Genomic DNA, 24,805 nt, shown 5'->3' with positions numbered 1-24,805 from the left:
ATCCGTCTCCTTCGTCGTCTCCGGACGGGCGGCAGGTCAGTCCTGCCGACGCATCGGCACCCGCACGCCGCGCTCGTCGGCGACCTCGACGGCGCGGTCGTAGCCGGCGTCGACGTGGCGGATGACGCCCATCGCCGGGTCGTTGGTCAGCAGCCGCTCGAGCTTCTCGGCGGCCAGCTCGGTGCCGTCGGCGACGCCGACCTGGCCGGCGTGGATCGAGCGGCCCATGCCCACGCCGCCGCCGTGGTGCAGCGAGACCCAGGTCGCCCCGGAGCTGGTGGAGGTCAGCGCGTTGAGCAGCGGCCAGTCGGCGATCGCGTCGGAGCCGTCGGCCATCGCCTCGGTCTCGCGGTACGGGGAGGCCACCGAGCCGGAGTCCAGGTGGTCGCGGCCGATGACGATCGGCGCGGAGACCTTGCCCTCGGCGACGAGTCGGTTGAACAGCAGGCCGGCCCGGTGGCGCTCGCCGTAGCCCAGCCAGCAGATGCGCGCCGGCAGGCCCTCGTACTCGACGTGCTCGGCGGCGGCGTCGATCCAGCGGTGCAGGTGCTCGTTCTCCGGGAAGAGCTCCTTGATGGCCTCGTCGGTGACGCGGATGTCCTCCGGGTCGCCGGAGAGCGCGACCCAGCGGAACGGTCCGAGGCCCTCGCAGAACAGCGGCCGGATGTAGGCCGGGACGAAGCCGGGGAACTCGAAGGCGCGGGAACAGCCGGCGTGGCGGGCCTCGTCGCGGATCGAGTTGCCGTAGTCGAAGACCTCGGCCCCGGCGTCCTGGAACTCGACCATGGCCTGCACCTGGGCGGCCATGGACTCGCGGGCCTTCTTGGTGAAGGTCTCGGCGTCCTCGGAGGCGGCCTGCGTCCAGTCCTCCATAGTGTGCTCGGCCGGCAGGTAGGACAGCGGGTCATGCGCCGAGGTCTGGTCGGTGACGACGTCGACGGTCAGCTCGCCGGCGCGGTGCCGGCGCAGCAGCTCGCCGAAGACCTCCGAGGCGTGGCCGACCAGGCCCACCGAGAGGGCCCGGCGCTCGGCCTTGGCGGCGCCGACCTTGGCCAGGGCGGCCTCCAGGTCGGTCTCGACCTCGTCCAGGTAGCGCTTCTCGGCGCGCCGACGCAGCCGGGTCTCGTCGACGTCGACGATCAGGCAGACGCCGCCGTTGAGCGTGACGGCCAGCGGCTGGGCGCCGCCCATGCCGCCGCAGCCGCCGGTCAGCGTCAGCGTGCCGGCCAGAGTGGGCTCGTCGAGCCGGCCGGCCTCGTGCATCGAGCCGGCGACGGCGGCGAAGGTCTCGAAGGTGCCCTGCAGGATGCCCTGGGTGGCGATGTAGATCCAGGAGCCGGCGGTCATCTGGCCGTACATCATCAGCCCCTCGTCCTCCAGGCGGCGGAACTCGGGCCAGTTCGCCCAGTCGCCGACCAGGTTCGAGTTGGCGATGAGCACGCGCGGCGCCCAGCGGTGGGTGCGCAGCACCCCGACCGGCTTGCCGGACTGCACCAGCAGGGTCTCGTCCTCGTCGAGGTCGCGCAGCGTCTCGACGATGGCGTCGTAGGCCTCCCAGCTGCGCGCGGCGCGGCCGGTGCCGCCGTAGACGACGAGGTCCTCGGGGCGCTCGGCGACTTCGGGATCGAGGTTGTTCATCAGCATGCGCAGCGGAGCCTCGGTCTGCCAGCTGCGGGCGCTGATCTCGGTGCCGCGCGGGGCCTGGACCGTGCGGCTGGGGTCGTGGCGGGTGAAGCCGGTGCTCATGGTGTTCTGCTCCTCCAGTGACAGGTGGGTGGGACGGGTCCGCCGGGGTCAGGCGGCGATCGTGTGTGCCTGCAGGATGTCCTCGGCCTCGGCGGCGACCAGCCGCCCCGTCCGGTCGACGACGTCTGAGGTCATGCGGTAGCTGGGAGCGACCACTGACAACGCGGCGACGATCTGAGGGTCGGAGTCTGCGGTCGCGGGGATCGCGATCGGTGCGGCCACCGCGGTGACGTCGGACTCGACGGCCTGGCCGACGACGGCGTACCCCTCCTCGCCGACGGCGCCCGAGAGGGCGGCCCCGGCCGCCGATCCGGCGAGCGGGAAGGACCGACCCACCCAGGAGGCGTGACGGATCGAATGGGTGCCCTCCTCCATGGCGAGGTAGATGCACTGTTCCTGCTCGGTGCCCTGCAGATGCGGCACCGAGAGATAGCAGGACTCGCCGGTGGCCTCGACCAGGCGCCGCAGCGGGGCCTCGGCCAGCGACACCAGCGACTCGCTGCTGAGCGCCTGGGCGCCCAGCTGCACCAGGCGCAGTCCCGGGCGGAAGGAGCCGGCGTGGTCGCGGCGGACGAAGCCGCTCGACTCCAGCGTGCGCAGCAGGCGCAGCGCCGTGGAGGAGGACAGATCCGTGGTGCGGGCGGCCTCGGCGAGGTTCGTCCCGCCGGCGTCGCAGACGGCGGCGAGGAGGTCGAGAGCTCGACTGACGGTGCGGGTGGCTGATTCGGCCATCGGAGTCCTTCCGGGAGCTGCAGGTGCTGTGCTCTTGCGATTTGAGGAAAATCACGTTTCACTGATTGAAACGCATGCTTCAGCAGATGGCAAGAGGCGCCGTCTCGAGCCGCAGAGATCGCCGACCCGGCGTCGAGTACGCCGGCGGGAGGAAGAGCACCACCATGGCAGCACAGTCCCACCACCAGACCCGCCAGACCCAGTCGTCGCAGCCCGCGCAGTCGGCGCAGTCCGCGCAGCCGGATCCCTGGAGCGGCGAGAGCGCCCGGGAGGTCGTCGTCGGCGCCGGGGCGCTCGGGCCCGCCGAGGTCGTCGCGGTCGCGCGGCACGGCGCGCCCGTCGAGCTCGGTGCCGACGCCGTCGAGGCGATGGAGTCCTCCCGCGCGGTCATCGACGCCCTCGCCGAGGACCCGATGCCGCACTACGGCGTGTCCACCGGCTTCGGCGCGCTGGCCACCACGCAGGTGCCGGTGGAGCGGCGCGTGCAGCTGCAGCGCTCGCTGGTGCGCTCGCACGCCGCCTCCTCGGGCGCGCCGATGGCCGTCGAAGTCGTCCGCGGCCTGATGCTCAACCGGCTGGCCACGATGGCCACCGGACGCACCGGTGTGCGTCCCGAGGTCGCCCGCCGCTACGCGGCGCTGCTCAACGCCGGGATCACCCCGGTCGTCGGCGAGCACGGCTCGCTGGGCTGCTCCGGCGACCTGGCGCCGCTGTCCCACTGCGCGCTGGCCGTGATGGGCGAGGGCGAGGTCTTCGACGCCGCCGGTTGCCGTCGCGAGGCCGCCGACGCGCTGGCCGAGGCCGGCATCGAGCCCGTCGAGCTGGTCGAGAAGGAAGGCCTGGCGCTGATCAACGGCACCGACGGGATGCTGGGCATGCTGCTGATGGCGCTGGCGGATCTGGAGCGGCTGGCCCGCACCGCGGACATCGCCGCGGCGCTGAGCATCGAGGCGCTGCACGGCACCGACGCCGTCTTCGCCGAGGACCTGCACCAGCTGCGTCCGCAGCCCGGCCAGGGCGAGTCGGCGGCCAACCTGCGCCGGATGCTGGCCGACTCGGCGCTGATCCAGGACGCCAAGCACAACGGCCACCGCCACACCCGCGTGCAGGACGCCTACTCGATGCGCTGCGCCCCGCAGGTCCACGGCGCGGTGCGCGCGACGATGGCCCACGCGCGCGGGGTCGCCGAGCATGAGCTGGCCTCGGCGGTGGACAACCCCGTCGTCACGGTCGACGGCCGGGTGGAGTCCAACGGCAACTTCCACGGCGCGCCGGTGGGCTATGTGCTGGACTTTCTGGCCGTCGCCGCCGCCGACTGCGCCTCGATGGCCGAGCGGCGCACCGACCGGATGCTGGACAAGAACCGCAGCCACGGCCTGCCCCCGTTCCTGGCCGACGACCCGGGCGTGGACTCCGGACATATGATCGCCCAGTACACCCAGGCCGGCATCGTCTCCGAGATGAAGCGGCTCGCCGCCCCGGCCTCGGTGGACTCCATCCCCTCCTCGGCCATGCAGGAGGACCATGTCTCGATGGGCTGGTCGGCCGGGCTGAAGCTGCGCCGAGCGGTCGAGGGCCTGGAGCAGGTGCTGGCGATCGAGCTGCTCACCGCCGCCCGCGGGGTGGACATGCGCGAGCAGATCGAGGGCGTGGGCTCCGGCCGCTCCTCGACCGCGCTGGGCGCGGTGCGCGCCGAGCTGCGCGAGCGGGTCGCCGGTCCGGACACCGACCGCTTCCTGGCCCCGGAGATCGCCGAGGCCGTCGAGCTCGTCCGCTCGGGCGCCTTCCTCGCCGCCGCCGAGAAGGGCCTGGACGCCCCGCTGGCCTGAGTCGGCCGACACCGCGACGCCCGGGCGCCGACGACGTCGACGACGTCGGCACCCGGGCGTCGGTGCGCCGCGCACGAGGCGCGGCGCCGGGTCAGCGCGCGATCACAGGCTGCGCTCGTCCGGTCCGGAGTAGGCGCTCAGCGGGCGGATCAGCGCATTGTCGGCGCGCTGCTCCATCACGTGGGCCGTCCAGCCGGTGATGCGCGAGGCGACGAACAGCGGGGTGAACATCGCGGTGTCGAAGCCCATCAGGTGATAGGTCGGGCCGGCCGGATAGTCGAGGTTGGGCAGGATGCCCTTGGCCTCCTGCATGGCCGCTTCGAGCCCGTCGTAGAGCCCCTCGAGCTCGTGCCGGTCGTAATGGACGATCATCGCGTCCAGCGCCTGCTTCATCGTCGGCACGCGCGAATCGCCGTTCTTGTAGACGCGGTGGCCGAAGCCCATGACCTTGCGCTTCTCCTCCAGGGCGCGCTCCATCCAGGCCTTCGCCCGGACGGCGGCCTGCTCGCGCGTCTCGGCGGGGTCGACGCCGATCTCCTGGAACGTCTCCATCACCGCCTCGTTCGCCCCGCCGTGCAGCGGTCCCTTCAGCGCCCCGACGGCGGAGGTGAGCGCAGAATGCAGATCGGCCTGGGTGGAGGTCACCACGCGGGCGGTGAAGGTCGAGGCGTTGAACGAGTGCTCGGCGTAGAGGACCATCGACACCCGGAAGGCGTCGACGACCTCCGGGGCGGCCTCCTCGCCGAAGGTCATCCAGAGGAAGTTCTGCGCGTAGTCCAGGTCCTCCCGCGGCTCGACGGCCTCCTGTCCTCTCCGGCGCCGCTGGTCGTAGGCCACCACCGCCGGGAACGCCGCGAAGAGCTCCTGCGCCTTGGTCAGCTCCGCCTCGGGGGAGGAGTCCTCGGCCAGCCGGTGGTTCGCGCCCAGCACGGAGATGCCGGTGCGGGCGACGTCCATCGGGTGCGCGTCCAGCGGCAGCAGGTCGATCGCCTGCCGCACCCGCGGGTCCAGAGCACGGTGGGCGCGCTCGCGCTCGCGGAAGGCGGCACGCTCGGCGTCGGTGGGCAGCTCGCCGGTCCACAGCAGCTGGGCCACGTCTTCGAACGGCAGCTCGGCGGCCAGCTGCTGGACCGGGTAGCCGCGATAGAGCAGCGAGTTGGTCTCCGGGTTCACCTTGGAGATCGCCGTGTGATCGGCGACGACGCCGTCCAGGCCTTTGTGGATCTGCTGCTCGTCGGTCCGCTCGCTCATCGCTGTCCTCCTGTCTCGGGTGCGCCGGGCACCTCGAAGCTGAAGATCCCGGCGTCGAAGGTGCTGTACCCCTGGTAGTCGACGAGGTCGTAGAGCCGGGACCGGGTCATCATCTGATCGACGGCGGCCTGCTGCGTCCCGTCGGCGGCCAGCGTGTCCAGCGTGCGCTCGACGGCGCCCATCGCCGTGCGCAGCGCGGTCACCGGGTAGATGACCATCGCCACGCCGGCGTCGGCGAGCTGCTCGCGGGCGAACAGCTGCGACTTGCCGAACTCGGTCATGTTGGCCAGCACCGGGACGTCCACAGCTTCGCAGACCGCGGAGAATTCGTCGAGGCTCTGCAGCGCCTCCGGGAAGAGGGCGTCGGCGCCGGCGTCGACCAGCGCGCGCGCCCGCTCCACGACGGCGTCGATCCCCGCGACGGCGCGGACGTCGGTCCGCGCCATGATCAGGAACTCCGCGTCGCGCCGGCCGGCCGCGGCCGCGCGGATCCGCCGGGCGGCGGTCTCGACGTCCACTGTGTCCTTGCCGTCCAGATGCCCGCAGCGCTTGGGATTGACCTGATCCTCGATGTGGCAGCCGGCCAGCCCGGCGTCCTCGAGCTCCTGGACGGTGCGGGCGACGTTCATCGGCTCGCCGAAGCCGGTGTCGGCGTCGACGATCGCCGGCAGGTCGCTCGCCCGGGCGATCTGCCCGGCCCGCTGGGCGACCTCGCTCAGCGTGGTCAGTCCGATGTCGGGCAGGCCCAGCTCGTTGGCCAGCACCGCGCCGGAGATGTAGAGCCCGTCGAAGCCCTTCTCCTGGATCAGCGGCGCGGTCAGCGGGGTGAAGGTTCCGGGGAACTGGCGGGCGGCGCCGGGGACGAGCATCTCGCGCAGCGCCCGGCGCTTCTGCTGCGGCGTGGTGGTGGAGTAGAGCATCTCAGAAGAGTCCCTTCGGGGCGGCGGTCGGGTCGATGACGCCGTCGGCGGCGGCGACGGTCAGCTGGTCGAGCTCTCCGGAGCCCAGCGACTCCAGCCGCTGGACGGCCTCGAGGAAGCGCTCGGCCTCGGCGTCGTCGATCACGCCGGCGGACAGTGCGCGGAACTTGGCCAGGTACTGCTCGCGGGCGAAGGGCCGGGCGCCCAGCGGATGCGCGTCGGCGACGGCGATCTCGTCGCGGATCACCCGCCCGTCGGTCAGGGTGATCTCCACCGATCCGCCGAAGGCCTTCTCGGCGATGTCGGTCGAGTGGTACCGGCGGGTCCACTCGGGGTCCTCGGCCGTGGTGACCTTCTGCCAGAGCTCGACGGTGTCGGCGCGGCCGGCGCGCTCCGGCGCATAGGAGTCGACGTGGTGCCAGGCGCCGTCCTGCAGCGCGACGGTGAAGATGTAGGGGATCGAGTGGTCCAGCGTCTCGCGGGAGGCCGTCGGCGAGTACTTCTGCGGGTCCTCCGCGCCGGAGCCGATCACGGAGTGGGTGTGGTGGCTGGTCCGGATGAGCACGCTGTCGACGGCGGCGGGATCCGTCGCCTCCGGATGCTCATGGTGCAGCCTCCGGGCGAGGTCGATCCAGGCCTGGGCCTGGTACTCGGCCGAGTGCTCCTTGGTGTAGGTGTCCAGGATCCCGCGCTTGGCCTCGCCGGGGGCGGGCAGCGGGACCTCGTAGCGGGCCTCGGGGCCGTCGAGCATCCAGGCGATCACCCCGTCCTCGCCCTCGTAGATCGGCACCGGCGACGTCTGGCCGCGCATCGCCCGGTCGACGGACTCGACGGCCATCTTCGCCGCGAAGGCCGGCGCATGGGCCTTCCACGTGGAGATCTCGCCCTTGCGGGACTGGCGGGTGGCGGTGGTGGTGTGCAGCGCCTGGCCGATCGCCTGGAAGATCGTCTCGTCGTCCAGGCCCAGCAGGGTGCCGATGCCGGCGGCCGCCGACGGGCCCAGGTGGGCGACGTGGTCGATCTTGTGCCGGTGCAGGCTGATCGCCTTCACCAGGTCGACCTGGATCTCGTAGCCGGTGGCGAGGCCGCGGATGAGCTCCGGGCCGGAGCGGCCGGCGTGCTGCGCGACGGCGAGGATCGGCGGGATGTTGTCGCCGGGGTGGGAGTACTCGGCGGCCAGGAAGGTGTCGTGGAAGTCCAGCTCGCGGACGGCGACGCCGTTGGCCCAGGCCGCCCATTCCGGGCCGGCGAGCTGATCGACGCCGAAGACCGTCGCGCCGCTCCCGCCGGAGGGGACCGGGTGGTCCAGCGCCTGGGCCCGGGCCGAGGCCACCGGCGCGCGGGTCAGCGAGGCCGCGGCGACGGCGGCGTTGTCGATGAGCCGGTTGATGACCATGTCGGTGACCTGCGGGTCGACGGCGACCGGGTCGGCGGCCACGCGGGCGAGCTTATAGGCGAGCTGCTCCTCCCGCGGGAGGTGCTCGCGGCTGGGGCGGACGGTGACGGGATGGGTGATCATCGGGCGGATCCTTCCATGGGGGAGGGGGTGTCGGCGGGCGGAGTGTCGGCCTGCCGTCTCAGGGCATGCTGGATGTGGGCGAGGCTGGCGCGCAGGTGCACCAGCATCGTCGCGGCGGCCAGCTCCTCGTCGCCGGCGGCGACGGCGCGGCAGACGGCCGCGTGCTCGTCGGCGGAGCGGCGCAGCCGCTGCGGGTCGTCGTGGGAGAGCCGCCGGATGCGGGCCAGGTGGGTGCGCAGCGGCTGCATCACCGCCACCAGCCGGGGATTGCCGACGGCGTCGTCGACGGCGGCGTCCATCTCCGCGACCAGGGCGTAGTACTCCTCGGCGTCGGAGGCCGCGCCGTCGGAGGCCCCGCCGTCGGAGGCCGCGCCGTCGACGTCCTCTCCGTCGGCCGCGGAGGCGTCGACGGGGTCGGGCCCCTGCCGTTCGGCGGCGCGGAAGCGCGCGGCGAGCTCGGCGAAGACCGTCGGCTCGGCGCGGCGCGCGGCCAGCCGCGCGGCCTGGACGTCCAGCGGGATGCGGACCTCGAAGAGCTGCTCGACGTCGGCGGGGGAGACTGCGCTGACGACGGTGCCGCGTCCGCGCGTCTGGTCGGCCAGCCCTTCGGAGACCAGCCGGGCCAGCGCCTCGCGCAGCGGGGTGCGGGAGACGCCGAGGCGCGCGGCCTGCTCGACCTCGCCGAGGACGGTGCCCGGCGGCAGCAGACCCTCGACGATCTCTCGGCGCAGCGCCTCGTGGGCGCGATCACTGGCTCGCATCTGGCCAGTGTATACAGAAGGTCGATCCAGGAGCTAGAGCTGCGGAAAGTTTCGGAGATATGTATACAAAGTATGGACGACGCGTGATGCAGGTCATACGATGGCGTCATAGTCGGCCGCCCCGCTCACGGATTCCCGGCGGCCCGGCGGTCCCCGATGCTCCGACCCCAGGAGGACGACGATGTCCCAGCACCATCCGGCCGGCGGCGACTACCGCGCCGTCCACGACCGCTCGCTGCGCGATCCCGCACACTTCTGGCTGGAGACGGCCGGCCGGGTCGCCTGGGAGGAGTCCCCGCGGCAGGCGCTCGACGTATCGACGACCCCGCTGCCCCGCTGGTTCCCGGACGGGCGGCTGAACATCACGCGCAGCTGTCTGGACCGGCATGTCGCCGAGGGACGCGGCGAGCAGACGGCCCTGATCCACGACTCGCCGGTCACCGGTACCGTGCGTCGCTTCAGCTACGCCGAGCTCACCGACGAGGTCGCCCGCTGCGCGGGGATGCTCGCCGCCCTCGGCGTGGGCCGCGGCGACCGCGTGGTCCTCTATCTGCCGATGATCCCCGAGGCCCCCATCGCGATGCTCGCCTGCGCCCGGCTCGGCGCGGTGCACTCGGTGGTCTTCGGCGGATTCGCCGCCAGCGAGCTGGCCGCGCGCATCGACGACGCCGCGCCGTCGGTGGTGCTCACCGCCTCCGGCGGCATCGAGCCCTCCCGCCGCGTGGAGTACCTGCCCGCCGTCGCCGAGGCGCTGGAGCTGGCCGAGCATCCGGTCGCCGACGTCGTCGCGCTGGAGCGCGAGGGCTTCGCCCACGGCCTCGTCGACGTCGCCGGGTCCGGCCGGGTCCGCTGGCACGACTGGACGCGGCTGCTGGCCGGCGCCGAGCCGGCCGAGGCGGTCACCGTCGCCGCCACCGACCCCCTCTACATCCTCCACACCTCGGGCACCACCGGCCGGCCCAAGGGCGTGGTCCGCGACCAGGGCGGCACTGCGGTCGCGCTGAGCTGGACGATGGAGGCGATCTACGACGTCGGGCCCGGCCGGACGATGCTGACCGCCTCCGACGTCGGCTGGGTCGTGGGGCATTCCTACATCGTCTACGGGCCGCTGCTCGCCGGGGCGACCACGGTGCTCTACGAGGGCAAACCGGTGGGGACCCCCGACGCCGGCGCCTTCTGGCGGATGGTCGACGAGCACCGCGTCACGGCGCTGTTCACCGCGCCCACCGCGCTGCGCGCGATCCGGAAGGCCGACCCGGAGGCCGCGCGCGTCGCCGATCACGACCTCTCCAGTCTGGAGCACCTCTTCGTCGCCGGCGAGCGGCTGGACCCGGAGACGCAACGGTGGATCGGCGAGGCGCTGGGCGTGCCGGTGATCGACAACTGGTGGCAGACCGAGACCGGCTGGCCGATCGCGGCCAATCCGGTCGGCCTCGAGCCCCAGCCGATCCGGGAGGGCTCGGCGGGGCTGCCCATGGTCGGCTACGACGTCGCGATCCTGAGTCCGACCGGTGAGGAGCTGGCCGCCGGCGAAGAGGGCGAGATCGCGCTGCGGCTGCCGCTGCCGCCCGGCACGCTGCCCACGCTCTGGGGCGACGACCAGCGGTTCGTCGACTCCTACCTCGCCGCCCACGAGGGCTTCTACACCACCGGCGACTCCGGGTTCCTCGACGACGAGGGCCGGCTGTTCGTCATGGGGCGCACCGACGACGTGCTCAGCATCGCCGGACATCGGCTCTCGGCCGGCGCGATCGAGGGTGCGGTGTCCGAGCACCCGGCGGTGGCCGAATGCGCAGTCATCGGACGGGGCGACGAGCTGAAGGGTCAGCGCGCCGCGGCCTATGTGGTGCTGAAGGCCGGCTGGGAGGACGCCGCGGAGCGGGTCCCCGAGGAGATCGTGGCCCTGGTCCGCCGGCTGATCGGCCCGGTGGCGGCCTTCCGCGACGTCGCCGTGGTGCCCGCGCTGCCGAAGACGCGCTCGGGCAAGATGCTGCGCCGGACGATGCGTCAGCTCGCCGACGGCCGGGAGGCGCCGGTGCCCTCGACGATCGAGGATCCGAGCGTGCTCGACCAGATCGCCGAGCTGCTGCACGGCGGGGACGGCGACGACGCCGTCGGCGAGGCTGAGGTGCGGCCTTCAAGCTGAGGATGACCCCTGCGGTCTGCCGCGGGGGAGCGCTCGGGGTAGTCTGGTCGGGTTGTGCCCGCCGGGCGATCTCAGCGTGGCCGCGGCCCCCGGGCCGGCCGGCCCCGCGCGGCGAAGGGCACGTCGACAGCGCAAGCGACGGCGGCAGGAAAGGCGAGCGAGTCCGTGAGCAATCAGCAGCCCACCGAGCTCTTCACCGTGCACGGGGAGCCGATCATCGGCCCGACCGGGCGGCCCAAGCACGAGTTCCCGGAGCCGCCGCCCCTCGAGGGCCACGGTCCCGCGCGGACCATCGCGATGGTCAACCAGAAGGGCGGCGTCGGCAAGACCACCTCGGCGATCAACCTGGGCGCGGCCCTGGCGGAGCAGGGGCGCCGGGTGCTGATGGTCGACTTCGACCCGCAGGCGGCGCTCTCCGCGGGACTGGGCACCAACCCGCATGAGCTCGAGGTCTCGGTCTACAACGTGATGATGGAGCGCGAGGTCACCACGCAGCAGGCCATCCTGAGCACGCACGTCGAGGGCGTCGACCTGCTGCCGGCCAACATCGACCTCTCCGCCGCCGAGGTGCAGCTGGTCAACGAGGTCGCCCGCGAACAGGTGCTCGACCGCGCGCTGCGCGCCGTCCGCGACGACTACGACGTGATCATCATCGACTGCCAGCCGTCCCTGGGCCTGCTGACGGTGAATGCGCTGACCGCCGCGCACGGGGTGATCATCCCGCTGGTGGCCGAGTTCTTCGCGCTGCGCGCCGTCGCGCTGCTGGTCGACACGATCGAGAAGGTCCAGGACCGGCTGAACCCCGACCTGGTGATCGACGGCGTGCTGGCCACGATGGTCGATCCGCGCACGCTGCACAGCAAGGAGGTCATCTCGCGCATCGTGGAGGCCTTCGACGACAAGGTCTTCGAGACCGTCATCAAGCGCACGGTGAAGTTCCCCGACGCGACAGTGGCCGCCGAGCCGATCACCTCCTATGCGCAGAAGCACGAGGGCGCCAAGGCCTACCGGACCCTGGTGCGGGAGCTGATCTCCCGCGGCGGCGCGCCCTGAGGGCGGCGATCCGGAGGGGACCGGCGTGATCGACCAGACCGAGGCCGTCGGCGACGGCGCCGCTCCGGCCGCCGCCGCTGAAGGAGCCGTCGACGAGGCCGTCGGCGGGATCGTCGGCGAGGAGGTCGAAGGCACCAGCGGCTTCACCGTCTCGCTGCAGAACTTCGACGGCCCCTTCGACCTGCTCCTCGGGCTCATCGCCCGTCGGCGCATGGACGTCACCACTGTCGCGCTGGCCGAGGTCACCGACGAGTTCGTCGCCTACGTCCGGCGGCTCTCGCTCGAGGCCGGCGTCGACGGCGGCGGCTACAGCCCTGCGGCGCTGGAGGAGTCCTCGCACTTCATCCTGGTCGCGGCCACGCTGCTGGACATGAAGGCGGTCCAGCTGCTGCCCGGCGCCGACGTCGAGTCCGAGGAGGACGTCGCCGCGCTGGAGGCCCGCGATCTGCTCTTCGCCCGGCTGCTGCAGTACCGGGCGTTCAAGCAGATCGCCGAGCACCTCGACCGACGTCTCGACGCCCAGTCCGGCCGGCACCCGCGCCGGCCCGGCACGGACCCGCAGCTGGGCGGACTGCTGCCCGAGCTGGTCTGGCGGACCTCCCCCGAGGACCTGGCGGCCATCGCCGAGAAGGCCTTCACGCGCCCGACGATCGAGCCCGACGACGTGCACCTGGACCACCTGCACGCCCACGCGGTCGACATCCGTGAGGAGATGCGCACGATGACCGGTCGGCTGCGCGGCTCCGGGAGCCTGGAATTCTCCGAGCTGGTCTCCGACGCGACCAGCCGACTGGTCGTCGTCGTGCGCTTCCTCGGGCTGCTCGAGCTCTTCCGCGACCGCGACGTCGAGCTGGAGCAGGAGTCGCCGCTGGGGGAGCTGACGGTCACCTGGGCCGGGATCGAGGACGGCGAGACCGCCGCGGCCCGCCGTGCGGCGGCCGAATGGGGAGAGGACGAGGCCGAGCAGCAGGCCGAGCTGACGGGAGAGCAGACGGGAGAGCACCGATGACCGACGCGCAGCAGGCGAGCAGGCGTCAGCCGCAGGCCGGCGACGTCGACGGCGCCGCGGGCGCCGCGCGGGAGCCGGCCCTGGAGGACGCGCAGGGCGACCGGCTCGTCGCGCACGAGGATCACCTGGCCGCCCTGGAGGCGGTGCTCATGGTGGCCGAGGAACCGGTGACTCCGGCCGAGCTGGCCGAGGCGCTGGCCCTGGCCGAGCATCAGGTGGTGGTGCTGCTCGACGAGCTGCGCCTCGAGGCCGACGGCGCCCGCGGCGGCCGGGAGCGCGGCTTCGAGCTGCGCGAGGTCGCCGGCGGGTACCGCTACTACTCGCGTCCGCGCTACGCCGACCAGGTCTCGGCCTTCGTGCTCGGCGGGCAGACGTCCCGGCTGTCCCAGGCGGCCCTGGAGACGATGGCGATCATCGCCTACCGCCAGCCGGCGTCGCGCTCGCAGATCGCCGCCGTCCGCGGGGTCAGCGTCGACGGCGTGATCCGCACGCTGGTCGCCCGCGGGCTGGTGGACACTGTCGGCACCGACCCGGTGACCGGCGCGACGCAGTACGTGACCACGTCGCTGCTGCTGGAGAAGCTCGGTCTGGACTCGCTGGATCAGCTGCCGCAGCTGTCGCCGCATCTGCCGGGGATCGAGGCTGTCGGAGAGGCCGACGGCGCCGTCGCCGACGGGCTGCCCGGCGAGGGGTGAGTCACGGTGCGGGCGGCCCGCGGTCCGTGCGTCGCCCGGTTTGCGCCGGGGCCATAGAATAGAGCGCATGACATCTTCGGGGAAGCGCCGTCCGACGCGCACGCCGCCGCGCGCCGCGCGCGCCGTGCGGACCCCGCGCGCCGGCGCCTCCGGCGGCCCGTTCGCCGATGTGGACCCGCAGCGTCTGGTCGTCGACGAGGCCCGCCGAGCCAAGCCGCGCCTCGACGAGGCCGAGGACAACTTCGCCGCCGTCCACGACCCCTCGGGGGAGCGGCTGCAGAAGGTCCTCGCCCGCGCCGGCGTCGCCTCGCGCCGGGTCTGCGAGAGCCTCATCGCCGAGGGGCGCGTGGAGGTCGACGGTCGTGTCGTCGTCGAGCCGGGGGTGCGGGTGCGTGCCGAGGCGGTGCGCATCCACGTCGACGGCGTGCGGGTGACCCTCGGCGTCGAGCATCAGTACCTGATGTTCAACAAGCCCGCCGGCGTGGTGACGACCATGTCCGACCCGCAGGGCCGTCCGGCCATCGGCGACCACCTCGACGCGGAGACCTCGGCGGCCGGACTGGTCCACGTCGGCCGGCTGGACCGCGAGACCGAGGGCCTGCTGCTGCTGACCAACGACGGGGAGATGGCCCATCGGCTGACGCATCCCTCCTACGAGGTGCCCAAGACCTACCTCGTGGAGGCCGCCGGGCGGGTGACCGCCGCCGACCGCCGTCGGCTGCTCGCCGGGGTGGAGCTCGAGGACGGTCCGATCGCCGTCGACGAGTGCCGCATCCTGGAGAGCTCGGGGTCCCGGACCATGGTCGAGGTGACCCTGCACTCCGGGCGGAACCGCATCGTGCGGCGGATCTTCGACCACATCGAGCACCCGGTCCGGCGACTGGTGCGCACGGCGATCGGCCGCCTCACCGTCGGGGACCAGCCGCAGGGCACCATCCGGCCGTTGGGGCGACAGGAGCTGGGTCATCTGCTGGACCTGACCGGTGTGGAGCCCGGAGGGCGCACCGACTCCCGCGGCGGGGAGACGGCGACCGAGGCTCCCGGACCGGCTCCGACGTCCGGATCGAGTCAGTCGACGCCGTCCGCCCGGGCGTCAGGTCCGAAACAGGCGCGGACGAATCGCGCGCCGTCGAGTGCGAGCTCCCGGTCGACGCGCCGCAGGCGCCCCGGGGCACAGGAGGGAGGCCGGTGAATCCGCTGACCACATTGCCCGACGACGGGCGCAGCCGCCCGCGCGTGCTGGTCCGGGGCACGGGGCTGCTCGGGGCGAGCATCGGAATCGGCCTGCGTGCCGACGGCCATGACGTCAGGCTCTCCGACCCTTCGTCGACTGCGCAGGCCGTGGCCCGCGACATCGGCGCGGGGGCCCTCTGGGAGGACGGGCTCGTCGACCCCGAGCTGGTCGTCGTCGCCGCCCCGCCGGAGGTCACCGCCGACGAGGTCGCCGCCGCGCTGACGCGCTTCCCGCAGGCGCTGGTCCTCGACGTCGCCTCGGTGAAGGACGCGGTGCTGCGCGAGCTGCTCGCCCGCGCCGACGACGCCGAGGAGCCGCTGAGCCGCGAGGACCTGGAGCGCTATGTGGGCACCCACCCGATGGCCGGCCGGGAGCAGTCCGGCCCGGTGGCCGCCCGCGGGGCGCTGTTCACCTCGATGCCGTGGGTGATCTGCCCGGCCGCGGACCGGAGCACCGGCGAGCGGATCAGCTCGCCGGCGGCGGTCGCCTGGGCCGAGGAGATCGCCTCCCGGCTCGGGGCCACCGTCCACCACATGGACGCGGCGGAGCACGACTCCTCGGTGGCGCTGATCTCGCATCTGCCGCAGATCGCCGCCTCGCTGGTGGCCTCCCGGCTGCAGGACGCCCCGACCACGGCGCTGGCGCTGGCCGGCAACGGGCTGCGCGACGTGACCCGCCTGGCGGCGTCGGACCCGAACCTGTGGGTGCAGATCCTGGCGGCCAACTCCGTGCCGCTGGTGGACGTCCTCCACGGGCTGCGTGACGACGTCGAGCGGCTCATCCGCACCATGGAGGCCCCCGAAGCCCCCGGCGGCCGGGCGGACATCGCCCAGCTGATCGCCGAGGGCAACAGCGGCCGGGCCCGGGTGCCGGGCAAGCACGGCGCGCCGCCGCAGTCCTTCGCGAAGCTGGCGGTGATCGTCGACGACCGGCCGGGGCAGATCGCCGCAGTGCTCGACGACGTCGCCGCAGTGGGCGTCAACGTCGAAGACATGCGCATGGACCACTCCGCCGGCCACGAGGTCGGTATGGTGGAGCTGTCCGTGCTGCCGGGACGACAGCAGGAGCTGGCCGATGCGCTGGCCGAGATGGGATGGAAGGTGATCCAGTCATGAGCGCCGGTGCCTCGCGGCATGTCGCCGCCTCCGTGTCCGACTCTGTGTCGGACGCCGCCTCCGCCGCCGACGCTCCGCGGCTGGTCGTCGCGGTGGACGGCCCCTCGGGCTCGGGCAAGTCCAGCGTCTGCCGCGCCGCCGCGCGCGAGCTCGGCGCGGCCTACCTCGACACCGGAGCGATGTACCGCGCCGCGGCCTGGTACTGCCTGGACCAGGGGGTCGACTTCGACGACGAGGACGCCGTCGCCGTCGCCGTCGAGGAGCTGCCGCTGTCGATCTCCACCGACCCCGACCACCAGACCGTCACCGTCGGGCAGGCCGACGTCACCGACGCGATCCGCGGCTCGGCGGTCTCCGAGGCGGTCTCCGAGGTGTCCACCAACCGGCGGGCGCGCTCGCTGCTGGTCGACGCCCAGCGCCGCATCATCGACGAGGCCGGCGTCGTCGTCGCCGAGGGCCGCGACATCACCACTGTCGTCGCCCCCGACGCACCGGTGCGGGTGCTGCTGACCGCCTCCGCGGAGGTCCGGCTCGCCCGGCGCGGCCTGCAGCTCGGCGGCGAGCAGTCCGCCGAGTCGCTGCACCGGCAGGTGCTCGCCCGCGACGCCAAGGACTCCACCGCGGTGAACTTCACCGAGGCCGCCGACGGCGTCGCCGTGCTGGACTCCACCGACCTGACCTTCGAGGAGACGGTCGCCTCGCTGGTCGACCGGGTGCGCGCGGTGCGCTGACATCCGGCCCGGACCCCGACGACGACTCGTCACCCCACCTTCTTCCACCACCAGGAGCACCAGTTGGCCCGACACGACGCTGACACCCCCGACGGCGAGGACTACGCCGTCGGGCACGAGGACGACCAGATCGCCGAGCGCCTCGCGGCCATGTCCGACGAGGAGGCCGACGCCCGGGCCCAGGCGCTGCGCTCCGGCCTCGACGACTACGAGCTCGAGGACGAGGACGCGCTGCTGCTCGACGCCGACGGCGAGCCGCTCGACGCGCCCGCGCACGTCGCGGCGCCGCCGGTGCTGGCGATCATCGGCAGACCCAATGTGGGTAAGTCCACGCTGGTCAACCGCATCACCCGCTCGCGCGAGGCCGTCGTGGAGGACGTGCCCGGGGTGACCCGGGACCGGGTGTCCTACGACGCCGAATGGAACGGCACCGACTTCACCATCGTCGACACCGGCGGCTGGGAGAAGGACGCGCGCGGCATCCACCGACGGGTGGCCGACCAGGCGGAGCTGGCCGTCGACGAGGCCGATGCCGTGGTCTTCGTCGTCGACGGCACCGTCGGGGCGACCGCCGTCGACGAAGCTGTGGTCCGGATGCTCCGGCGGAAGAAGAAGCCGGTGTTCCTGGTGGCCAACAAGGTCGACTCCGAGGCGCAGATGATCGAGGTCCACGCGCTGTGGAACCTGGGTCTGGGCCGGCCGTACCCGGTCTCGGCGGTGCACGGCACCGGCACCGGCGACGTGCTCGACGCCGCCGTGGAGGCGATGCCCGAGACCGCCCAGCACGGCGGACTGGTGCCCTCCGGAGGGCCGCGCCGGGTGGCGCTGGTCGGCCGGCCGAACGTGGGCAAGTCCTCGATGCTGAACAAGCTCGCCGGGTCCGATCGCGTCGTCGTCGATCCCGTCGCCGGGACCACCATCGATCCGGTGGACGAGCACATCGAGCTCGGCGGCGAGACCTGGCGCTTCGTCGACACCGCCGGCATCCGCCGGCGGCAGCACATGGCCTCCGGCTCGGAGTACTACGCCATGCTCCGCACGCAGCGGGCGGTGGACAAGGCCGAGGTGGCCGTCGCGCTGCTTTCGGTGGACGAGCCGATCTCCGAGCAGGACGTGCGGATCATCCAGATGGCCGTCGACTCCGGCCGCGCGCTGGTGCTGGCCTACAACAAGTGGGATCTGCTCGACGACGAGCGGCGCTACTACCTGGAGCGCGAGGTCAAGCGCGACCTCGGGCACGTGACCTGGGCGCCGCGCGTCAACGTCTCCGCCCGCACCGGCTGGCACAAGGACAAGCTGGCCCCGGCGCTGAAGAGGTCGCTGGACAACTGGGAGCGGCGCGTCCCGACCGGCAAGCTCAACGCCTTCCTCGGCGAGATCGTCGCCGCCCATCCGCACCCGGTGCGCGGCGGCAAGCAGCCGCGGATCCTCTTCGCGACCCAGCCGTCGAGCCGTCCGCCGAAGTTCGTGCTGTTCACCACCGGGTTCCTGGACGCCGGATACCGCCGGTTCATCCAGCGGCGGCTGCGCGAGACCTTCGACTTCTCCGGCACGCCGATCGAGGTCAGCATGCGGGTCCGCGAGCGGCGGCGGAAGAAGTGAGGCCGGTCCCCGGGGCCGTCTCCGATGCGGCATCGGCGCCGCTGATGTAGTAAGATCTTCGGGTGGCCGGCACGGACCGGCCAGCTCGGGATGTGGCGCAGTTTGGTAGCGCACACGACTGGGGGTCGTGGGGTCGCAGGTTCAAATCCTGTCATCCCGACCGAGCAGAGAGCCCCGGCGAGGAGAGATCCTCGCCGGGGCTCTTCTCGTCTCCGGCTGGTGGAGGCCATCCCGGCGGACCACGGGACCGAGCACCTCCGCGGCGACGTGCTCTTCCTCGAGCGCCCGCTGCAGTAGTCTGGGGCCGCCCGCGCCCGTCGCGAGCGCCGTCCTCGTCGCCGCCCCGTCCCAGGAGATCCCCATGACCGCCGCAGAGACCGCTCCGCAGACGTCCGACGCCTCGCCCCGGTCCTTCACCGTCGCCGCCGCGCTGCTGGACATGGACGGCACGCTGGTGGACTCCTCCGCCGCCGTCGAGCGGGTCTGGCTGCGCTGGGCCGAACCCTTCGGACTGGACCCCGAGCATGTGCTGCGGATCGCCCACGGCCGTCAGGGGCACGAGACGATGGCGATCCTGCTGCCGGATCGGCCGATGGAGCAGAACATCGAGGACAACCGGCGGCTGCTGGCGGCCGAGGAGGTCGAGACCGACGGGATCGTGGAGATCGCCGGGGCCGCGGCGCTGCTCGCCGGTCTGGAGCGCCTGCCGCATGCGCTGGTCACCTCGGCCAGCCTGGGCCTGGCGCGCGCCCGGATGGCCGCGGCCGGGCTCGCAGTGCCCGAGCATCGCGTGACCGCCGAGGACGTCTCGGCGAGCAAGCCGGATCCCGAGGGCTTCCTCCGGGCGGCTCGGCGGCTGGGCGTCGACCCGGCCGACACCGTCGTCTTCGAGGACTCGCCGGTGGGCGTGCAGGCCGGCCTGGCCGCCGGGGCCACGGTGATCGGCGTCGGCGCCGGAGCCGCCGCCCACGGACCGACGCACGCGGTCGAGGATCTCACCGGCGTCTCGGTCGCCGCGGACGCCGCGGGCCGGCTGCGCATCACGCTCGGCTGAGCTCCCTGCGGCGCATATCATGCTCCCATGACTGATACACGAGGCCCCCTCGGGGTGCTGCGCGGCGCACAGCCCGGCACGCACGGCGTCGGCGGCATGGAGCTGTTCTTCGACCTGGTCTACGTCTTCACCATCATCCAGCTCTCGCACTATCTGCTGCACCACCTCAGCTGGACCGGTGCCGCCGAGGCCGTGATCCTCTTCGCCGCGGTGTGGTGGGGCTGGAACTACACCGCCTGGGCGCTGAACTGGATGGATCCCCAGCACGTGGCGGTGCGGGTGCTGATGGCGGTCTTCATGCTCTGCGCCCTCGGCATGGCGGTGGCGATCCCGACGGCCTTCGGAGCCGGAGCCGGGCTCTTCGTCGGGGCCTATCTGCTCTTCCAGCTGCTGCGCGCGGGATTCATGGCCGCGGCCTTCGGCCGCACGCAGATGGGGCGGAACTATACCCAGCTGCTGATCTGGAGCGCGCTGGCCGGCGTCGTCTGGACCGTCGGGGTCTTCGTGCCGGAGGAGCACCGGCTGGCCGTCTGGGTGCTGGCGGTGCTCGTCGACTACCTGGGCCCGGCGGCGCAGTTCTGGGTGCCGGGGCTGGGCGGTAGCCGGATGAGCACCTGGCCGGTGGACGAGGCGCATCTGGCCGAGCGGTGCCGGCTGGTCTTCATCATCGCCCTGGGCGAGTCAATCCTCATCCTGGGCAACACGCTCATCGAGGCGGAGCTGACCGGAGAGGTCGTGCTGGCCGCGCTCATCGGCTTCGCCGCGCTGGTCATGCTCTGGTGGCTGTACTTCTCCACCCGGCACGGCAACGCCGAGCATGAGACCCCGCAGACCGAGGAGGCCGCCGCCATGGCGCGGGCCGCCTACGCCTATGCCCACGCCCTGATGGTCGGCGGGGCCATCGTCTGGGCGGTGGCGATCGAGCTCGTCGTCGCCCATCCGCACGATCCCGCCGACTGGACGGTGATCACTGTGCTCACCGCCGGGCCGGGGCTGTACCTGCTGGGCAACCTGATCTTCGTCCGGGCGCGCAGCGGGCGGATCGCGCGGTCGCGGCTGATCGCCCTGCTGGTCCTGCTGGCCTCGGTGCCGCTGGGACTGCAGCTCACCACGACCGGCGCCGCGGCCGTCGTCGCGCTGGTGCTGCTGGTGCTGCTGCTGTCCACCGCGCGGGTGCGTCAGTCCTCGCGGCCGGCGGACGTCGCCTCGGCAGAGTCTGCAGTGTGAGGCTGGTCGGCATGGAGATCACCCGACAGGTCATCGTCCTCGACGCCGCCGACCTCGACGCGGTCAGCCGCTTCTGGGCCGACGTGCTCGGCGGAGAGGTCGCCGCCGACGAGGACTGGCACGGCATCCTGATCGACGGCGTCGAACAGCTCGCCGTCCAGCACGTGCCGGACCATCGGCCGCCGGACTGGCCGGACGGCGCGCCGCAGCAGATGCATCTCGACTTCTACGTCGCCGACGTCGCCGGCGCCCATGCCCACGTGATGGACTGCGGCGCGCGGCTGCTCCAGGACGCTCCGGACCGGGACGCCGAGCGCGGCTTCATCGTCTACGCGGACCCGGCCGGCCACCCCTTCTGCCTCTGCTGGGGATGACCGGCTGAGCGCGTGCTCCGCCGCCTGCCGGCGCGGGCCCGCGCTCAGCCGGCGGAGCCGCGGCGGGCGGCGCCCCAGATGTCGACGCCGCCGTCGACGGCGTGCTGCTCGATCGCGTCGAGCTCCGCGGCGGTGAAGCTGCGGTTCTGGAGCGCCTGCAGGTTGTCGGTCAGCTGCTCGGGGCGGCTGGCGCCGATGACCAGCGAAGTCACCCGCTCGTCGCGCAGCGCCCAGGCCAGCGCCATCTGCGCCAGCGACTGGTCCCGGGAGGCGGCGATGTCGCGCAGCGCGCGGATGTGGGCGAGGTTCTCCTCGCTGAGGAAGCCGTCGCGGAAGGAGGACTTCGTCGTCGCCCGCGAGCCCTCCGGCACGCCGTCGAGGTACTTGCCGGTGAGCATCCCCTGGGCCAGCGCGCTGAAGGCGATCACGCCGACGCCCTCGTCCTCCACGACGTCGAGCAGCCCGTCGTCCTCGATCCAGCGGTTGAGCATCGAGTACGAGGGCTGGTGGATCAGCAGCGGGGTGCCCAGCTCGCGCAGGATCGCCGCCGCCCGGCGGGTGTCCTCGGCCGAATAGGAGGAGATGCCCGCATAGAGCGCCCTGCCGGAGCGCACGGCGGCGTCCAGCGCGCCCATGGTCTCCTCCAGCGGCGTGTCGGCGTCGGGCCGGTGGGAGTAGAAGATGTCCACGTAGTCCAGGCCGAGACGCTCCAGCGAGGCGTCCAGGCTGGAGAGCAGGTATTTGCGGCTGCCGCCGGGGCCGCCGTAGGGGCCGGGGTGCATGGTCCAGCCCGCTTTGGTGGAGATGATCATCTCATCGCGGTAGGGGGCGAAGTCTTCGCGCATGATCCGGCCGAAGTTCAGCTCGGCAGTGCCCGGCGGCGGACCGTAGTTGTTCGCCAGGTCGAAGTGCGTGATGCCGTGGTCGAAGGCGGTGTGCAGGATCTCGCGCTGAGTCTGCACCGGCACGTCGTCGCCGAAGTTGTGCCACAGTCCCAGCGACAGCGGCGGCAGCATCAGGCCGGAGCGGCCGACGCGGCGGAACTCGGCGTGCTCATAGCGGGTCTCGGCGGCGCGGTACATCGCGGCTCCTTCTGCTGGAGGGACGGGGAGCGGGCGGCCGACCCGGACCGAGGTCCGCGGCGGCGCGCACGCCGTCCAGCCTACTCGGCGGCGGAGGCCGCGCAGTAGGCTCGCGCCATGATCCGTGGACAGAACATCGAGGCGATCGCCGCGGCCACCGGGCGGTCGTGGGAGGACTGGCTGGCCGTGCTCGACGATGCCGGCGCCGTCGACCGTCCCCATGCCGCGATCGCGGAGCTGGCGGCCTCGCGGATGCCCGAGCAGCTGGAGAATCCGGGATGGTGGGCCCAGGGCGTGGCGATCGGCTACGAGCAGCACCACGGGCTGCGCCTGCCCGGGCAGCGCTCCGACGGGACTTTCCACGTCTCGGCCTCGCGCACTGTGGCGCGCCCCGCCGACGAGGCCATGGAGGCCTGGCGCCGGCTGGCCGAGGCGCGCGAGGACTTCGACGGCGCTGCCGCCGAGGAGCCGCCGACGACGTCTCGGACGGCCCGGCGGCTGCACTGGCGCGTGCGGCTCGACGACGGCACGCGCGCGGCGGTCAGCGCCGAGGCCGTCGGCGACGGCGAGCGGACGCGGCTGGCGGTGGAGCACGAGCGGCTGGGCTCACCGGCCGACGTCGAGCGCTGGAAGCAGTTCTGGAAGGCGCGGCTCGCCGAGCTCTGAGCCGCCCGCACACCGGATGACTCCGTGGGACGCGTGGGAATGCCGACGCTTTCCCACCCGTTCCACGGCGTCATCGTCAGCGGGCGGCGGAGGCCAGCGACTCGGCGGCCTGCTCCAGCTCGGCGGAGGTGGTCCCGGCCCCGAAGCTGAAGCGGATCGCGGTCTGCGCGAGCTCTTCGTCGACGCCCATCGCCGTCAGCGTCGGGCTGGCCTCGGTGCTGCCGGCGGCGCAGGCCGAACCGGCCGAGCAGAGCACGCCGTCGCGCTCCAGGTCGAGCAGCAGCGACTCGCCGCTGCGCCCGGCCACGACGAACGAGGCGTGCCCGGCCAGGCGAACGGTGCGGCGGCCGGTCAGCCGCGCGCCGGGCACGCGGTCCTCGACGGCGGCGATGAAGGCGTCGCGCCGAGCGCGCAGACCGGCGACGTCGTCCTCGGCGGCCAGCTCCAGGGCGGCGGCCATGCCGACGGCTCCGGCGACGTCCTCGGTGCCCGACCGGCGGCCGCGCTGCTGGCCGCCGCCGTGGAGCAGCGGCTCGAAGGGCGTGCGACGGCGCAGCACCAGCACGCCGACGCCTTTGGGCGTGCCGAGCTTGTGCCCGGCCAGGCTGAGCGCATCGACGCCGAGCGCACCGACGTCGAGCGGCTCGGAGCCGGCGGCCTGGACCGCATCGGTGTGGAAGCGGGCGCCGGCGTCGCCGGTCAGCCGTGCCAGCGTCGCGACGTCCTGGACGGTGCCGACCTCGTTGCTGGCGTGCTGGATGCTCACCAGCGTGGTGTCCTCGCGCAGCCGGGCGGCCAGCGCCTCGGGGGAGACTGCGCCGTCGGCGTCGACCGGGACCGTCTCCACGGTGTAGCCGATCCGCGACAGCCAGGCGGCCGACTCGGCGACCGCCGGGTGCTCCAGTGCGGAGACCAGCACGTGGCGCCCGCGAGGGTCCGCCAGCGCGATGCCCTTCACCGCGGCGTTGTCCGCCTCCGTGCCGCCGGAGGTGAAGATGATCTCCGCCGGTCGGACGCCCAGCCGGCGCGCGACGCGACGTCGGGCGTCCTCCAGCGCGCGGCCGGCCGCCAGTCCGGGCTCGTGCCGGCTCGAGGGGTTGGCGTGCTTGGCGGAGAGGAAGGGCCACATGGCCTCGAGCACCTGACGGCGCACCGGCGCCGAGGCGGCGGCGTCGAGATAGGTGGTGCTGCTCACGCGGCGCCGCCCGGCGAGGTCATGGTCATGTCCAACCCCAAGTCGAGGGCTCGTGACCCATGCGTCAGAGCGCCGACGCTGATGACATCGACCCCGGTCTCGGCGATGGCGCGCACCGACTCCAGCGTCACCCCGCCGGAGGCCTCGACGACGGCGCGTCCGGCGATCCGCTCGACGCCGCGGCGCAGCTCCGCCGGGGTGAAGTTGTCCAGCATGATCGTGTCGGCGCCGCCGACCAGTGCCGGCTCGATCTGCTCGAGCCGATCGACCTCGACCTCGAGATGCGTGGTGTGCGGCAGGCGCTCCTTCGCCGCCGCGACGGCCGCGGCGAGGTCGTCGATCAGCGCGAGGTGGTTGTCCTTGGCCATCACGGCGTCGGAGAGCCCCGCCCGATGGTTGTGCCCGCCGCCGCAGCGCACTGCGTGACGCTCCAGCGCCCGCAGCCCCGGGGTCGTCTTGCGGGTGTCGACGATCCGTGCACCGGTGCCGGCGACTGCCTCGACGTGCGCGGCGGTGGCGGCGGCGATCCCGCTCATCCGCTGCACCAGGTTCAGCGCTGTGCGTTCGCAGGTCAGGATCGGTCGCGCGGGTCCGGTCACCTCCGCCAGCGTGGTGCCGGCGTCGAAGCGGACGCCCTCCTCGACGCGGACGGTGACCTCCACGGCCGCGTCGAGTGCGGTCATCGCGGCGGCGAAGACCGCGGCGCCGCTGAACACTCCGGGCTCGCGGGCGACCAGCGCGGCGTCGGCCGTCGCCTGCTCGTCGACGAAGGCGGCCGTGGTCAGATCGCCCGACGGCGCGTCCTCGGCCAGCGCGGTGCGCACGACGCGGTCGATCGTCTCGGCGGCGAGCAGCATCGCGGCG

The 24,805-nt window shown here is 73.1% G+C and carries 22 protein-coding genes and 1 tRNA gene; 14 read left to right on the top strand and 9 right to left on the bottom strand.

Annotated features, from left to right (window positions below):
* Window positions 1-36 precede the first annotated feature (36 nt).
* Window positions 37-1,746, bottom strand: coding sequence for a urocanate hydratase (gene hutU / locus ABD652_RS12155; protein WP_344721726.1), 1,710 nt, complete (start codon window positions 1,744-1,746; stop codon window positions 37-39).
* A gap of 48 nt (window positions 1,747-1,794) precedes the next feature.
* The gene (locus ABD652_RS12150; protein WP_344721724.1) at window positions 1,795-2,478 is read right to left on the bottom strand and encodes an IclR family transcriptional regulator; all 684 of its coding nucleotides are present in this window, start codon (window positions 2,476-2,478) and stop codon (window positions 1,795-1,797) included.
* 164 nt (window positions 2,479-2,642) lie between these two features.
* Here ABD652_RS12150 and hutH point away from each other — a divergent pair, with 164 nt between their 5' ends.
* Window positions 2,643-4,307: a histidine ammonia-lyase gene (gene hutH / locus ABD652_RS12145; protein ID WP_344721722.1), complete on the top strand. Its 1,665-nt coding sequence runs from the start codon at window positions 2,643-2,645 to the stop codon at window positions 4,305-4,307.
* Window positions 4,308-4,409: 102 nt separating this feature from the next.
* Here the strand turns inward: hutH and ABD652_RS12140 are convergent, their stop codons facing one another.
* Genes ABD652_RS12140 through ABD652_RS12125 form a run of 4 tightly spaced genes read right to left on the bottom strand, consistent with a single transcriptional unit; the run spans window position 4,410 to window position 8,758 of the window.
* Window positions 4,410-5,558 (bottom strand): bifunctional 2-methylcitrate synthase/citrate synthase, encoded by a 1,149-nt coding sequence (locus tag ABD652_RS12140; RefSeq protein WP_344721720.1) that lies wholly within the window; start codon window positions 5,556-5,558, stop codon window positions 4,410-4,412.
* Window positions 5,555-6,478 carry a methylisocitrate lyase gene (gene prpB / locus ABD652_RS12135; RefSeq protein WP_344721717.1) on the bottom strand — a complete coding sequence of 308 codons (924 nt, stop codon included), beginning with the start codon at window positions 6,476-6,478 and terminating at the stop codon, window positions 5,555-5,557. The genes ABD652_RS12140 and prpB overlap by 4 nt, the downstream gene beginning before the upstream one ends.
* Window position 6,479: 1 nt before the next feature.
* Entirely contained in the window at window positions 6,480-7,997 is a 1,518-nt protein-coding gene (locus ABD652_RS12130) for an MmgE/PrpD family protein (protein WP_344721715.1), read from the bottom strand.
* The gene (locus tag ABD652_RS12125) at window positions 7,994-8,758 is read right to left on the bottom strand and encodes a GntR family transcriptional regulator (protein WP_344721713.1); all 765 of its coding nucleotides are present in this window, start codon (window positions 8,756-8,758) and stop codon (window positions 7,994-7,996) included. Before ABD652_RS12125 ends, ABD652_RS12130 begins: the two co-directional genes overlap by 4 nt.
* A 181-nt stretch (window positions 8,759-8,939) precedes the next feature.
* Here ABD652_RS12125 and ABD652_RS12120 point away from each other — a divergent pair, with 181 nt between their 5' ends.
* From ABD652_RS12120 to ABD652_RS12065, 12 genes are all read left to right on the top strand, one after another.
* Entirely contained in the window at window positions 8,940-10,904 is a 1,965-nt protein-coding gene (locus tag ABD652_RS12120; RefSeq protein ID WP_344721711.1) for an AMP-binding protein, read from the top strand.
* Between the two features lie 165 nt (window positions 10,905-11,069).
* Window positions 11,070-11,957, top strand: coding sequence for a ParA family protein (locus ABD652_RS12115; protein ID WP_344721709.1), 888 nt, complete (start codon window positions 11,070-11,072; stop codon window positions 11,955-11,957).
* Between the two features lie 25 nt (window positions 11,958-11,982).
* The gene (locus tag ABD652_RS12110) at window positions 11,983-12,966 is read left to right on the top strand and encodes a segregation and condensation protein A (protein WP_344721707.1); all 984 of its coding nucleotides are present in this window, start codon (window positions 11,983-11,985) and stop codon (window positions 12,964-12,966) included.
* Window positions 12,963-13,661: an SMC-Scp complex subunit ScpB gene (gene scpB, locus ABD652_RS12105; RefSeq protein ID WP_344721705.1), complete on the top strand. Its 699-nt coding sequence runs from the start codon at window positions 12,963-12,965 to the stop codon at window positions 13,659-13,661. Before ABD652_RS12110 ends, scpB begins: the two co-directional genes overlap by 4 nt.
* A gap of 67 nt (window positions 13,662-13,728) precedes the next feature.
* On the top strand, window positions 13,729-14,853 hold the full coding sequence (locus ABD652_RS12100; RefSeq protein WP_344721703.1) for a pseudouridine synthase: 1,125 nt from the start codon (window positions 13,729-13,731) through the stop codon (window positions 14,851-14,853).
* Entirely contained in the window at window positions 14,850-16,010 is a 1,161-nt protein-coding gene (locus ABD652_RS12095) for a prephenate dehydrogenase (RefSeq protein WP_344721701.1), read from the top strand. The genes ABD652_RS12100 and ABD652_RS12095 overlap by 4 nt, the downstream gene beginning before the upstream one ends.
* Window positions 16,007-16,741 carry a (d)CMP kinase gene (cmk, locus tag ABD652_RS12090; protein ID WP_344721699.1) on the top strand — a complete coding sequence of 245 codons (735 nt, stop codon included), beginning with the start codon at window positions 16,007-16,009 and terminating at the stop codon, window positions 16,739-16,741. The genes ABD652_RS12095 and cmk overlap by 4 nt, the downstream gene beginning before the upstream one ends.
* 63 nt (window positions 16,742-16,804) lie before the next feature.
* Window positions 16,805-18,343 (top strand): ribosome biogenesis GTPase Der, encoded by a 1,539-nt coding sequence (der, locus tag ABD652_RS12085; protein ID WP_344721697.1) that lies wholly within the window; start codon window positions 16,805-16,807, stop codon window positions 18,341-18,343.
* 86 nt (window positions 18,344-18,429) lie between these two features.
* Window positions 18,430-18,503 (top strand) — tRNA-Pro (locus tag ABD652_RS12080).
* A gap of 201 nt (window positions 18,504-18,704) precedes the next feature.
* Window positions 18,705-19,397: an HAD-IA family hydrolase gene (locus tag ABD652_RS12075; RefSeq protein ID WP_344721695.1), complete on the top strand. Its 693-nt coding sequence runs from the start codon at window positions 18,705-18,707 to the stop codon at window positions 19,395-19,397.
* 27 nt (window positions 19,398-19,424) lie between these two features.
* A complete protein-coding gene (locus ABD652_RS12070; protein WP_344721693.1) occupies window positions 19,425-20,624 on the top strand; it encodes a low temperature requirement protein A in 1,200 nt (399 codons plus the stop codon).
* 11 nt (window positions 20,625-20,635) lie between these two features.
* Window positions 20,636-20,998 (top strand): VOC family protein, encoded by a 363-nt coding sequence (locus tag ABD652_RS12065; RefSeq protein WP_344721691.1) that lies wholly within the window; start codon window positions 20,636-20,638, stop codon window positions 20,996-20,998.
* 44 nt (window positions 20,999-21,042) lie between these two features.
* On the opposite strand, the gene mgrA is transcribed toward ABD652_RS12065, so the two are convergent.
* A complete protein-coding gene (mgrA, locus tag ABD652_RS12060; protein WP_344721689.1) occupies window positions 21,043-22,080 on the bottom strand; it encodes an L-glyceraldehyde 3-phosphate reductase in 1,038 nt (345 codons plus the stop codon).
* 117 nt (window positions 22,081-22,197) lie between these two features.
* Here mgrA and ABD652_RS12055 point away from each other — a divergent pair, with 117 nt between their 5' ends.
* Window positions 22,198-22,746 (top strand): hypothetical protein, encoded by a 549-nt coding sequence (locus tag ABD652_RS12055; protein WP_344721687.1) that lies wholly within the window; start codon window positions 22,198-22,200, stop codon window positions 22,744-22,746.
* Window positions 22,747-22,822: 76 nt separating this feature from the next.
* Here the strand turns inward: ABD652_RS12055 and ABD652_RS12050 are convergent, their stop codons facing one another.
* Window positions 22,823-23,941: a cysteine desulfurase family protein gene (locus ABD652_RS12050; RefSeq protein WP_344721685.1), complete on the bottom strand. Its 1,119-nt coding sequence runs from the start codon at window positions 23,939-23,941 to the stop codon at window positions 22,823-22,825.
* Complete coding sequence (nadC, locus tag ABD652_RS12045; protein ID WP_425574580.1) at window positions 23,938-24,795, bottom strand: carboxylating nicotinate-nucleotide diphosphorylase; 858 nt, start codon at window positions 24,793-24,795, stop codon at window positions 23,938-23,940. Before nadC ends, ABD652_RS12050 begins: the two co-directional genes overlap by 4 nt.
* Window positions 24,796-24,805 lie beyond the last annotated feature (10 nt).

The organism is Nesterenkonia halobia (assembly GCF_039536005.1).
Taxonomy (GTDB): domain Bacteria; phylum Actinomycetota; class Actinomycetes; order Actinomycetales; family Micrococcaceae; genus Nesterenkonia; species Nesterenkonia halobia.
The sequence above is the reverse complement of the archived record's forward strand: the minus strand, read 5'-3'. Positions and strand labels throughout refer to the sequence as shown.